General features: G+C 53.4%; 11 protein-coding genes and 1 tRNA gene. 4 read left to right on the forward strand and 8 right to left on the reverse strand.

Annotation, left to right across the window (positions count from 1 at the left end; genetic code table 11):
* The first annotated feature begins 62 nt into the window (after positions 1 to 62).
* Positions 63 to 626, forward strand: coding sequence for a hypothetical protein (locus Q1A69_RS19120; RefSeq protein ID WP_299589190.1), 564 nt, complete (start codon positions 63 to 65; stop codon positions 624 to 626).
* A gap of 341 nt (positions 627 to 967) precedes the next feature.
* Here Q1A69_RS19120 and gntH read toward each other — a convergent pair whose 3' ends face one another.
* The 8 genes from gntH to rpsU form a co-directional block, all read right to left on the reverse strand.
* Positions 968 to 2566 carry a guanitoxin biosynthesis MBL fold metallo-hydrolase GntH gene (gene gntH / locus Q1A69_RS19125; RefSeq protein WP_299589193.1) on the reverse strand — a complete coding sequence of 533 codons (1599 nt, stop codon included), beginning with the start codon at positions 2564 to 2566 and terminating at the stop codon, positions 968 to 970.
* Positions 2567 to 2933: 367 nt separating this feature from the next.
* On the reverse strand, positions 2934 to 3947 hold the full coding sequence (locus Q1A69_RS19130) for an NAD(P)-dependent alcohol dehydrogenase (RefSeq protein ID WP_299589196.1): 1014 nt from the start codon (positions 3945 to 3947) through the stop codon (positions 2934 to 2936).
* A 370-nt stretch (positions 3948 to 4317) separates the two neighbouring features.
* Positions 4318 to 4394: transfer RNA gene (locus tag Q1A69_RS19135), tRNA-Ile, on the reverse strand.
* A gap of 293 nt (positions 4395 to 4687) precedes the next feature.
* Positions 4688 to 5077 (reverse strand): diacylglycerol kinase, encoded by a 390-nt coding sequence (locus tag Q1A69_RS19140; RefSeq protein WP_299589199.1) that lies wholly within the window; start codon positions 5075 to 5077, stop codon positions 4688 to 4690.
* 93 nt (positions 5078 to 5170) lie between these two features.
* Entirely contained in the window at positions 5171 to 7042 is a 1872-nt protein-coding gene (rpoD, locus tag Q1A69_RS19145; protein ID WP_299589202.1) for an RNA polymerase sigma factor RpoD, read from the reverse strand.
* A gap of 195 nt (positions 7043 to 7237) precedes the next feature.
* Positions 7238 to 9214: a DNA primase gene (gene dnaG, locus Q1A69_RS19150; protein ID WP_299589205.1), complete on the reverse strand. Its 1977-nt coding sequence runs from the start codon at positions 9212 to 9214 to the stop codon at positions 7238 to 7240.
* 24 nt (positions 9215 to 9238) lie between these two features.
* Positions 9239 to 9685: a GatB/YqeY domain-containing protein gene (locus tag Q1A69_RS19155; RefSeq protein WP_299589207.1), complete on the reverse strand. Its 447-nt coding sequence runs from the start codon at positions 9683 to 9685 to the stop codon at positions 9239 to 9241.
* Positions 9686 to 9879: 194 nt separating this feature from the next.
* Positions 9880 to 10095 (reverse strand): 30S ribosomal protein S21, encoded by a 216-nt coding sequence (gene rpsU / locus Q1A69_RS19160; protein ID WP_183461320.1) that lies wholly within the window; start codon positions 10093 to 10095, stop codon positions 9880 to 9882.
* A gap of 172 nt (positions 10096 to 10267) precedes the next feature.
* On the opposite strand from rpsU, the gene tsaD reads away from it, so the two are divergent.
* Genes tsaD through folK form a run of 3 tightly spaced genes read left to right on the forward strand, consistent with a single transcriptional unit; the run spans position 10268 to position 12231 of the window.
* Positions 10268 to 11302, forward strand: a complete 1035-nt coding sequence (tsaD, locus tag Q1A69_RS19165) for a tRNA (adenosine(37)-N6)-threonylcarbamoyltransferase complex transferase subunit TsaD (protein WP_299589209.1) — start codon at positions 10268 to 10270, stop codon at positions 11300 to 11302.
* Positions 11303 to 11347: 45 nt separating this feature from the next.
* Entirely contained in the window at positions 11348 to 11737 is a 390-nt protein-coding gene (gene folB, locus Q1A69_RS19170; RefSeq protein ID WP_299589211.1) for a dihydroneopterin aldolase, read from the forward strand.
* 2 nt (positions 11738 to 11739) lie between these two features.
* Entirely contained in the window at positions 11740 to 12231 is a 492-nt protein-coding gene (gene folK, locus Q1A69_RS19175) for a 2-amino-4-hydroxy-6-hydroxymethyldihydropteridine diphosphokinase (protein WP_299589213.1), read from the forward strand.
* Positions 12232 to 12537: the final 306 nt, after the last annotated feature.

Consider the following 12537-nt stretch of genomic DNA (forward strand, 5'->3'; position numbering starts at 1 on the left):
GCAGCAGATATTACCTTCAGCTGACCGTTCTTTTCCAGGTGATTAACTGATGCACTTCAGAGTTGAATGCAGGAAATGATTACAATACAGTCTATATCAATTTTGATCGTTATCCAGAGTCCGAACAGCTACAGAAACACTGTGAGGGCATAGAGAATACTATTCGTGATAGTGGAGCTCGAAATCTGGTGATAGATTTTCGTGGTAACCCCGGAGGTGACTTCTATACTGGTTTAGCACTCTCTGCCTGTATCCAGGGGCTCGATCAATTAGACTGGCGCCAGGGTATATTCGTGATGATGGACTCAGGTACCCAGTCAGCAGCGATGTGTAATACAGCACAATATCAACAAATCCTTAATGCTACTTTGGTAGGAAGCCCCACAGGGGCAGACCCCAATATTGCCTCTGAAGCTAACTACTTCAGGCTAAAAAATTCCAAACGTAGTGTAAGTATTTCCAAGCGATACTATGGTTTTATAGAATCGCCTAGCGATGCTCTCTATCCTGATTTAACCATGACAACCAGCTGGGAAGACTACAAGGAGGGAAGAGACGGAGCACTGTTACAATTATTGAATTTTATCCGGGATAAGGATCGTGAAAGTATAATGACTGCACTGTAAGCAGAATTTAGGGCCGCATATAATTCATGTAATTACTCAAGGTGCCGCATTAAAACTGCAGAAAGACAGCTGTAGTTCTACATGAATTTGAAAAAACATCAACTCTAATTTTTTCCTTCGATATTGATTCCAGCTCTTGTTATATCGGCGCATCGGTTTAGCTTGGAGTGGGGTTAGAGTAGATGTACCTTTATTTTATTGCCGGATATATTGGAAATGTGGCACAGTAGAAAGAGTCATAGTAAAAAAATTGAGTGACGATAAGTGATAAAGCCTATTATTACTAGTATTCTTAGGTCTATTTCCAGAGAAATTAAATAATGAACGCCTTTAGTGGTTCGTTAGTCTTCCAGCCCATGAGCTTTGCGTAACCTGGCTCTGTCCTCTTCCGCTTGCCCCATTCCTTTTCTCATTGACTCGGGTACTTCTTCTGTGGGTAAGACGAGATCCGAATCTACTGGCCATTCGGTTAGAAGTTCAGGCTTGTATCCCTTTGGGTAATAGAGATCTGGATTTACTTCGAGGTCGCGTATTTCCTGTTGCTGAATATCTTTACGCGCTTTGCGCGGGTGCGGTATCACAAAATCTTTACCGCTGGACATATCAAATTGTGGAGCACGGTTATTGGGATAGTCGGGTAGTATGCCCTCACGTACCCAGGCTTGCTGTGGGGTGATATTGACCACTATCCCATCCGGTGCCCCAAAGTGATAGGGGCCCTTCCAAAACTCCCGTATCTGGGCGACAGTTTCCTCATTCAAATAAGGGTCGAAGGGCATATGGGTTGTCATAAATAATATGGGCTTTATTTGATTGGCAAGCCATCCAGCGGCGTACCCCGGCGTATGATGGGTGTCGACGGTATAGCGTGCGAGAAAAGGCGGCACCCCCTGTACCTTCGAACTTAGACCGAGCAGCTCTGTCTGTACCTCGGTGACATAGAGATCACAGCCCTTTGCATATTTAAGGTCGAGCTTGGAGGGGCGGCCGTCCCCGGTCCAGACAAAGCATAGATTTTCACCGTCGGGTGTTTTCCAATCGAGTCGGTAAGCAGAGGCGCCATCTTTGGCATGGCTTCGGCGCCAATGACGAACAGTCGCGCCATCCTTGTCATAAATAACACCGCCGTCATCCTTATAATCGAACTCGACTACACGAATCTGGTTTCCTGCGGGAAATACATCGAAAGCATCGGTATGCCAGTTCAGCATCTTCAGCATGCCGTCCACCATCCATTTGGTGCCATATTCCTCACTGGATCCGGAGGGTCCATATACAGTTAAAGGTTCGTGCCAGCGCCCATTCCAGCCACCAAATTTATACAAGTAGGGCAGTGAACCAAAGTGATCGACATGCAAGTGCGTGATAAAGACTTTGGTGAGTTCGTTCAATGCCAGTCCGGCGGCTGAATAATTTGCGATGGAACCTTCGCCTAAATCAAAGATAAAGTTATCCCCATTGCCCAACTCAACAAATATGCTGGTATTTGCCTGTCCTGGTCGAATAACCGGGGATGTCCCCATAAATGTTACGCGCATTTCATTTGGCTGTAATTTTTCTGTGCGTGGAAACCAATTGGCGGCAGAAATCATATGTTCCATAGGCTCAATACCCTGGAACATCAGGCCCTCTTTCCACAGCTGCTTTTCGCCCGTTGGGTTATTTACTCCGCCAGACAGTACTCGCCTGATTTCCTCTTCGCTGGAATACAATTTGCCTTTTTTCTGTTTGAGTTTTTCGATATCAATAGTATTGAAGTCAAACTGCTGGTAACCCTTGTGTGAATGGGTAGGGTGCAATCCGGAATGATCATTGGGGTTGCCAGACAAATAGTCTTTGATCTGACTCTCTGTTGGTGGATTTACAGTAGGGGACTCAGCATGTGAGTGGGCTGCAAACACTGTGAGGATGTATAAGGTCGCACGGATGTGCTGATTCATAGTGCTTTCCAAACTGATGAAGAGGCCATGACGCTGTGATTGATGCCCAAGTATGGGTGAACTACAGAGGTGGGGTGAGTATAAATACGCTTAACGGTAATGACTTTATCGCAAATCATTCAGCTTTAGACCCATTGAATAGGATGGCTTGGTAATTCTTGGTGTTAGAAATTTAAGCGTTACTAGGGAAAACTATTTGAAGGGGAACACTGGGCAGCGGATACAGTTTTTATAAGCTATATCCGTGCAGATCGTGGCAAAGGATTTATGGCATTAGGTTTAGGATAAATCGAAGTGTGTGACAACTCCCGTATAGAGTGTGGCAGGTTCTATACGGAGAGTTCTTCAGGCAAATAGCTTGAGTTTGTTACCACTCCACACAAATCTTTCCAAAGTGTGAGCCACTGGTCTGGTACTCGAAGGCCTTAGCCAATTCACTGAATGGCAGGGTCTTATCAATAATCGGATGAATCGCGTTGGTCTCTAGCGCCGCCACATAGTCTTGCTGTTCTCGGCGATTGCCCACAACTAATCCTTGTAGACGAGCCTGTTTTCCCATCAGCAGAGCTGTTGGAATCTCTCCCTCTCTACCAGTTAAAACACCAATCAGTGAAATGTGTCCACCGACCCGGATTGATTGAATCGATTGTTCCAGAGTGGCTGGTCCTCCCAACTCAATAATATGATCAACCCCTTTGCCTTGGGTCAACTCGAGCGCTTTTTCTGACCACTGTGTATGGGTCTTGTAGTTGATACCGTGCGTAGCCCCTAATTTACTGGCGCGTTCGAGCTTTTCATCCGATGACGATGTCACAATTACTTTGGCGCCCAACATATTGGCGATTTGAATCACTGCAATAGATACCCCACCGGTGCCCAGCGTTAAAATGCAGTCCCCCGGTTTTACTTTGCCGTCACTTACCAATGCGCGCCAAGCGGTGAGGCCCGCCGTGGTGATCGTGGCGGATTCGGTATGGCTCCACCCCTTGGGGGCCAGGGTAAATGCGGTGACATCGCGCACAACATATTGCGCGGCCATCCCATCGATACCATCACCGGGAGTATTGGCAAACCCCCAAACGCTATGGTTTGCAGGCCCCGCCTGCCATTGGGGGAAAAAGCAGGACACTACAGAATCCCCCACTTTAAATTCAGTTACTCCCTCACCAACGGCTTCTACTGTGCCGGCACCATCGGACATCAGAATACGACCACTTTCTGTGGGTATGCTGCCATTGGCTACCAGTAGATCATGGAAGTTGAGAGAGGACGCGCCTATAGCCACCCGAATCTGCCCAGGCCCCGGTTCACCGGGATCAGGAATATCGCTCAGCGAAATGTGATCCAGTCCACCGGGTGCTTTCAGTGTCAGTGCTTTCATGATTCTTCTCCTTAGATATTGGTTGCCGCTGTTATTAATTACTGCGATCACCCGCTGCCATTGATCATAGTTTCAGAGCGAAAAATTGTTAGTTTCAGTAAAACTTATTTACCAAGTATTGTGAATAACCAGCAAATCGACCCGAGATCTAATTAAGCAAGCAAAGATAAACGGGTGAGCTTTGAAGCTCTAGAGCTCAGGTTGCAGCAAGGAACGTTTGTATTTGTGAAAACTGATCTTTGCATTCATTTGCTTACAAAGAGGTAGTAACGCTTAGTGGAACTTTAGCGATTAACGGTAGAGGAGACAGGAAGAAAGGGTGGGCGGTACTATTTTTAGAGTAAATTCAATTCTGAAAAAGTAGAGAAGATGGTGGGCCCTCCGGGACTTGAACCCAGGACCTGCCGATTATGAGTCGGATGCTCTAACCAACTGAGCTAAGGGCCCACACATGGCTTGCGGAGATCACTGCAAGCGGTTGGGGAAAGTACAAGATTTTTCCTTTCAAATCAATGCCTTTGTTAAAGGGATTACTCTCCATCAACGCATCTCAAATATCGTGACTCGATCATAGTTTTTGCAGGTTGCCGATTAGTACACTTATTAATCAATAGCTGGCTAAGAAATGGTGGTGCCTTCGCCGAATGGTACGGCTGTACAATTTATTGGGCTTAATTGGTACACATGTTCAGCTTGATAATAGCGAGAGGCGGGGCCTCCCATTTAGAGTATTGTGTGGATTAGATTGGTAGCTTGGGGATTACGATACAGCCCCAAACGATAAACCACATTATCAAGGCCACTGCGACGGCGGCAGAGCCGGTGTCTTTGGCGATCTTGGCCAGTGGGTGCTTCTCCGCTCCTATGCGATCTACGGTGGCTTCAATGGCGCTGTTGATCAGTTCCAGAGGCAGTACCACTAGGCTAACGGCTATCAGTACGGCGCGCTCGGCCGGTGTGTCTCCTATCCATAGGGCAAAAGGGACAAAGAATAGAGCGAGGATGACTTCAATGCGGAAGGCTTCCTCGTTGCGCCAGGCTGCGCTGAGGCCCTGACTTGAGTATTTGGCGGCGGCAATCAGGCGGGCGACGCCTTTCTTACCGGGTTTGTTGGCGACTTCTTCTTGCACCGTCGTGCTCTCCTGCCATTCGTAGGCCCTCGCGGGCAGTCATGATTGTGTCACATAAAAAAGCCCGGTCGAGCCGGGCTTTTTTGTTGGTGCTTACTCGTCGAGGAAGCTCCGCAGGTGTTCCGATCGGGATGGATGCCGCAGCTTGCGCAGCGCTTTGGCCTCGATCTGACGGATACGTTCGCGGGTTACGTCAAACTGTTTGCCCACCTCTTCCAGGGTGTGGTCGGTATTCATGTCGATGCCGAAGCGCATACGCAGTACCTTGGCTTCACGCGCGGTCAGGCCGGAAAGCACGGAGCGGGTGGCGTCGTGCAGGCCGGTCTGGGTAGCGGTATCTACCGGGGAGGACTGGTTCTGGTCTTCGATAAAGTCACCCAGGTGTGAGTCTTCATCGTCACCGATAGGCGTCTCCATGGAGATGGGCTCTTTGGCGATCTTGAGGACTTTGCGCACCTTGTCTTCCGGCATTTCCATACGCTCACCCAGCTCTTCTGGAGTGGGCTCGCGCCCCATCTCTTGAAGCATCTGGCGGCTGATGCGATTGAGCTTGTTGATAGTCTCTATCATATGCACCGGAATACGGATGGTGCGCGCCTGGTCTGCGATGGAACGGGTGATAGCCTGGCGAATCCACCAAGTGGCATAGGTGGAGAACTTGTAGCCGCGACGGTATTCGAACTTATCTACCGCCTTCATTAGGCCAATGTTGCCCTCCTGGATCAGGTCCAGGAACTGCAGGCCGCGGTTGGTGTACTTCTTGGCGATGGAGATTACCAAACGCAGGTTGGCTTCCACCATTTCCTTCTTGGCGCGGCGAGAGCGGGCCTCACCGATGGACATACGGCGGTTGATCTCTTTGATCTGACCGACATCCAGGCCGGAACGCTCTTGGCATTGGGCCAGTTTACGCTGTGCACGCACGATGTCGTCTACCACATGGCGCAGGGCATCGGAGTAGTCGCGCTTCTTTTTAATGATCGCTGGAATCCAATCTTCATTGGTTTCGTTGCCGGGGAATTCCTTGATAAAGGTCTTGCGCGGCATACGTGCACGCTTGATGCACAGATTCATGGTGATGCGCTCTTGTCTGCGCACACTGTCCAAGATATTGCGCACTTCACCGTAGAGCGGATCGAACTGGCGCGGGGCCAGCTTGAAATAACGGAATACTTCGGCGACGGCTTCGAGGGCTTCACCGGCTTCTTTAGAGTCACGGCCGTGGGCGGCGATCGCCTCATCGGCCGCGCTCTGAGCGGCGATGAGCGCATTCATGCGCTGGGCGAGTTCCTCGGGATCGAGGCCGCCGACGTTCTCTTCCTCTTCGTCGGTGGAGGAGTCGTCTGAATCGTCGTCTGAGTCATCGTCGCTATTGGAAGAATCGCTGCTGCTGGCACTGGCCTCTGCAGCTTGACCGGCCTGAGCTCCGGGTGGGACGTCTTCGGCGGGGTCGAGCCAGCCGGAGATCACGTCGGGCACGCGGCGCTCTTCCTTCTCGATCAGCGCGTACTCGTCGATGATCTGTTTTACGGCGCCAGGCCAGTAGGCGAGAGCGGCCATGAGTTCGCGCAGCCCCTCTTCGATACGCTTGGCAATGGCGATTTCGCCCTCGCGCGTGAGCAACTCTACGGTGCCCATTTCGCGCATATACATGCGTACCGGATCGGTAGTGCGGCCTACATCGGACTCTACCGCAGCCAGTGCGGCAGCGGCTTCGGCGGCGGCGATTTCGTCGGCGGAACTGTCACCCTCGGCCATCAACAACTCTTCGGCATCGGGTGCGCTTTCGAACACCTTGATACCCATGTCGTTGATCATGCCAATAATGTCTTCCACCTGATCGGGATCAGAAATATCTTCCGGGAGGTGGTCATTTACCTCGGCATAGGTGAGATAGCCCTGCTCTTTACCGCGGGCGATCAACTCCTTGATGCGGGAGGTTTGTTGCTGGGTTTTGTCGGTCATGCACAACCCTGAATTCTGGGGATGAAAATACGGGACAAAGACTGGGGATTATAGCGTATTTGCACTAGCAATAACCACTGTAGCTGTCAAGCGACGGCTATGGTGCGAAGTTTAGGGTGCTGGGGTTCCCGATCCCGCCCGGCGGGGTGAGTGAATATAGTGATGAGCCCGCAGTTTTCAAGGGGTTAATGCAGATTAATTGTCTTTTCTGCGCCAGTTGGCTAATAGCGCCAGCTGTTCTTCCTGGCTCAGTGGGGTTGCGCCTTTCAATTGGGCGAGCAGATCGCGCTTGCGCTGTTTGTCATCGGACTTCTGCAGGTGTCGCAGGCAGTCGCTAAATTCCGCCTGGGGGTCATATTCCAGATTGCTGTCCCCTTGGGCCAAGTGGCGCACACCGGATACCAGGGGGGATATCGCGAGTTTTGCCAGAATGTCACTGGATTCCGCGCCATGGTGGGCGCGCCAGTGTCCGATCAACTGGCGGAAATTCAGTTGTGGGCGGCTCTTAAAGAGCTCTACCAGTTGCGCAAAGAGCACTAGGTCGGGATTACCGGTGGCGCGAAAGTGTTGTAGATCCTCAATCTGCGCGGCCAGTTCGGGGTGGTGCAAGATTAGGGCGACCAGCATGCGCTCGGGCGGCAGGCGATATTGACCACTGCGGCGGGGATTATCCGCCAGGGGCGGTAGGGGCTCTGGGTAGGGGGCACCCTCTCGGGGCCAGGGCTCCGGCGGCGTGCGGTGTTGCAGCTCCTCGCTGAAATCGGAGTGAGGCTTGGCTGCGGGATTTGCAACTGTCGGTTGGGACTGGGGCCGCTGCACCTGGGCGGCGGTACGGGCCTTCTCTGCGCGGATCACCTCTTGCAGGGTGTCTTTATCGAGTCCGGTGCGCGAGGCCAGCTGCTGCAACATAAGTTGGCGGTAGACGCCTGCGGGGAGCAGATCGAGCAGTGGTGCCGCCAGTTTGGACAGGCGCGCGCGGCCGTCCATGGTCTGCAAGTTGATGTCCTCGCTGAGCAGGTCGAAGAGGAAGTCCTCTAGCGGCAGGGATTGCTCTTCGATCAATTGCTGGAAGCGCTCTCCGCCCAGCTGGCGTACCAGGGTATCGGGGTCCTCACCCTCGGGCAGTAGTAAGAAGCGCAGGCTGCGGCCGTCCTGCATGTTTGGCAGGGCGGATTCCAAGGCGCGGCGCGCGGCGGCGCGGCCGGCGCGATCGCCATCAAAGCAGAACAATAGCTCGGAAGTGTGGCGGAAGGCCAGTTGAATATGATCTTCGCCACAGGCGGTGCCCAGTGTGGCGACGGCGCAGCGGATATCGAACTGGGCCAGGGCCACCACATCCATGTACCCCTCAACCACGATCAGCCGCTCTAGGTTGCGGTTGGCCTGGCGGGCTTCCCACAGGCCGTAGAGCTCGCGGCTCTTGTGGAATATCGGCGTTTCCGGGGAATTCAGGTACTTGGGCTTCTCGTCCCCCAGTACCCGGCCACCAAAAGCAATAGTGCGGCCGCGCTGGTCGCGGATAGGGAAAATAATGCGATTGCGAAAGCGATCGTAGTGGTGGCGCCCGCCGGACTTGGTGCTGCCGTCACTGTCCTGGCGACGGATGGCGAGACCGGCCTGTTCCAGTTGATCGGCTTTTTCACTGGTGTCTGCGAGGGCATTCAGCAGGTTGTCCCAGCCCGGCGGGGCCAGACCTATGTCAAAGTCCCGCGCGATCTCCCCGGATAGGCCGCGATTGCGCAGATAGGCCACGGCGTTGCCAGCAGCGGGGTGGCTGCGAAGCTGCGCGCGGTAGAACTCGGCGGCTTTTTCTGTGAGCTGGTAGAGGGATTGGCTTTCCCGCTGGCGCTTCTCCTGCCCCGGCGCCAGTTGTTCGCGGGGGACTTCCAGGCCGCGGGTGGCGGCTAGCTTTTCCACCGCCTCGGGAAATGGCAGCCGGTCGTATTCCATCAGGAAGCCAATGGCGTTGCCATTGGCGCCACAGCCAAAGCAGTAGTAGAACTGCTTATCCGGGCTTACCGTGAAGGACGGGGTTTTCTCGTCGTGAAAGGGGCAGCAGGCGGAGTAGTTTTTGCCTGTTTTGCGCAACTTGACCCGGCTATCCACCAGCTCGACGATATCTGCCCGCGCGAGCAGATCGTCGATAAAGTGCTGAGGAATCTTGCTGGACATAGTGCTCCGTGATCGAGTTGGGCGTTAGGCCAGCTGGGCCTTGACCAGTTTGCTCACCGCGCCCATATCCGCGCGCCCCTGTACCTGGGGCTTAACCTGAGCGATCACCTTGCCCATGTCGGCCATGCTGCTGGCGCCCGTGCTCTGAACGGCGGAGGCGACGATCTGGCTGATCTCCGCTTCGCTTAGCTGTTTGGGCAGAAACTCCTGGATAACCTCAATCTCGGCCCGCTCCACCGCTGCCAGCTCGTCACGTCCGGCCTTTTCAAACTGGGTGATGGAGTCGCGACGCTGCTTGGTCATCTTGTCCAGCAGGGCGAGGATGCGGGCATCGTCCAGGTCGATGCGCTCGTCTACCTCAATCCGCTTGATCTCGGCATTGATCAGACGCAGGGTGGCCAGGCGCTCTTTTGCTCGCGCTTTCATTGCATCTTTAGTGGCCTGAGTCAGGGTGTCCTTGAGGGTGCTCATAGTGAGTGTTCCGGGATTGGCGTTGATTGTGAGGTTTGGGCGCTAAGGATAGCGCGTCTGCCGCGCGGGGAGAATGCGATTGGCACAACGAAAAACGGCGCGCGAGTAAAACTCGCACGCCGTTTTGGGTACCGCTACGGGGCTGAGCCCGTCCGGCTGCCTCGCTGCGACAGGCTTAATGCTGCCGGCGGCTCTTAGTAGAGGCGCTGGAACTTGCGGTTTTCGCGCTGCAGCTTCTTGGCGTGGCGCTTAACGGCGGCAGCAGCTTTGCGCTTACGTACAGCAGTGGGCTTTTCGTAGAACTCGCGACGACGTACTTCGGACAGTACGCCTGCTTTTTCACAGGAGCGCTTGAAACGGCGCAGGGCAATATCGAAAGGTTCGTTGTCTTTAAGTCGTACTGAGGGCATTAGGATACCTGTTAAAATTCGTTTCTCTCGGCCATTCCGGCAATGCTCTCGCAGTTGCATCCGGTGGCCGGTTCACAGCGAGGGCGCAAATTCTAAACACTCCGCTACGGGATCGCAACCTTATTTTCCAGTATGATAACGGCCCTCGAAGCAGTTACGAGAATGAAATCAAGTGCGCGTCCTCGGTATAGAAACTTCCTGCGATGAAACTGGCGTCGCTATCTACGATTCAGAGTCCGGCCTGCTAGGCCATGCCCTGTTCAGTCAGGTGGACTTGCACGCCGATTACGGTGGTGTGGTGCCTGAGCTGGCAAGCCGTGATCATGTACGCAAACTGCTGCCCCTGGTGCGCCAGGTTATGGCCAAAACGCATACCAGGCCCTCTGATCTGGATGGTGTGGCTTATACCGCAGGGCCAGGCTTGGTAGGGGCCTTGATGGTAGGGGCCTGCGCCGGTCGCGCCCTGGCGTATGGCTGGGGTATTCCCGCGGTGGCGGTACACCATATGGAAGGCCATCTATTGGCACCGATGTTGGAGGAGAATCCTCCCGCCTTCCCTTTTGTGGCTCTATTAGTCTCCGGAGGCCATACCCAGCTAGTGGAAGTGCGTGGCCTCGGCGACTACGAGCTGATGGGGGAGTCTCTGGATGATGCGGCGGGTGAAGCCTTTGACAAGGCGGCCAAGATGCTCGACCTGGATTACCCCGGCGGTCCACGGCTGGCAGCCTTGGCCGAGAAAGGTGACCCCAAGCGCTTTACCTTCCCGCGCCCGATGACGGATCGGCCGGGGCTGGATTTCAGTTTCTCAGGTCTGAAAACCTACACCCTGACCACGGTGCGCAAGCACGCCCTTGAAGATGGTCTACCGGATGAGCAGAGCTGTGCGGATATTGCGGCGGCCTTCCAAGAGGCGGTGGTGGACACCTTGGTGATTAAATGTCGTCGCGCGATTGAGACATCCGGCTACAAAACACTGGTGATTGCCGGTGGGGTTTCTGCAAATAAACGATTGCGCGAGCGTCTGGAAACGGGCCTAAGTAAGGACGGCGCCAGCGTTTACTATCCGCGCCATGAATTTTGTACGGATAATGGTGCCATGATCGCCTATGCCGGTAGCTTGCGCTTGAAGGCTGGAGAGCAAAGCGACCTGGCTGTGGATGTGCGCCCGCGCTGGCCGATGACCGAACTGCCCAAGACGGAACGTTAAAAAATCGCAGGGACATCCTGGCAGTAAAAAGAAAAGAGCCGATAGATGGATATTGTTTATATACGGGATTTAAAGGTGGATACCATTATCGGTATCTACGATTGGGAACGGGAAGTACGCCAGACCGTCAGCCTTGATTTGGAGATGGCTTTCGATATCAGCGAGGCGGCGCGTACAGATAATATCGAATACACGCTCAACTATAAGGCGGTGGCCAAGCGGCTGATTGCTTTTATTGAGAGCAGCGAGTTTCTGTTGGTGGAGACTATGGCGGAACGGGCTGCGGCAATTGTCAGGGAAGAGTTTTCTGTGAGCTGGTTGCGACTGCGTTTGTCTAAACCCGGCGCGGTCAGAGGGTCCAGGGATGTGGGTGTCATTATCGAGCGCGGCGAAAGGCCGGCAAAAGGAGCAGCAGCGATGTCTGCGGGAGTGTAAACGTGGCTCAGGTGTATCTCAGCCTCGGTAGTAATATCAATCGCGCGCAATATATCCGCGCAGCGCTGGACGCCCTCGCCGGGCAGTTTGGTGACTTGCAGGTATCTCGTGTCTTCGAAAGTGAAGCGGTAGGATTCCTTGGGGATAATTTTTACAACTTGGTAGTGGGGCTGCATACAGATTTGCCGGTTGGGCAGTTGGCCCTTTGTTTACGCGGAATCGAAGACGCCAATGGTCGCCTGCGCTCAGGGCCCATGTTCAGCGCCCGCACCTTGGATATTGATATCCTCACTTACGATAATCTCACTGGTGCTATCGACGGAGTAAAGTTACCCCGCGGTGAGATTGTAAAAAATGCCTTTGTTTTACAGCCTCTGGCAGAGATTGCTCCAGAAGTATTGCATCCGGTCGAGCAGAAAACTTACCGTCAGCTGTGGGATGAGTACGACCAGGCTTCGCAAAAACTGTGGCCGGTAGAATTTAATTGGCCGTGATTGCGCGCTTCCCTTCGTACCAAAAAAGCAGCCGAAGGGCTGCTTTTTTGGTTTCTGGAGGGGCATAAACCCTTTCATCTACTGGAGCCATCCGGCAACAGTATCAATATAGCCTGCTGGCAAAATATGGTTCCCGGCGAAGATCCTATGCCGTTTACTGTTTGCATTTATAAGTTCAAACAGCTCTCTGTTTTGTTCTTCTGTTGCATATTCATCGCTATCGGCGGTGATTATTAACCCGGCGATCCTATAGTTCTATATAATATCCAAATGGATATTATTGATGCAAGAAAATTACCCGCTTCC

This window comes from uncultured Microbulbifer sp., assembly GCF_947498635.1.
In the GTDB taxonomy this organism is placed as follows: domain Bacteria; phylum Pseudomonadota; class Gammaproteobacteria; order Pseudomonadales; family Cellvibrionaceae; genus Microbulbifer; species Microbulbifer echini.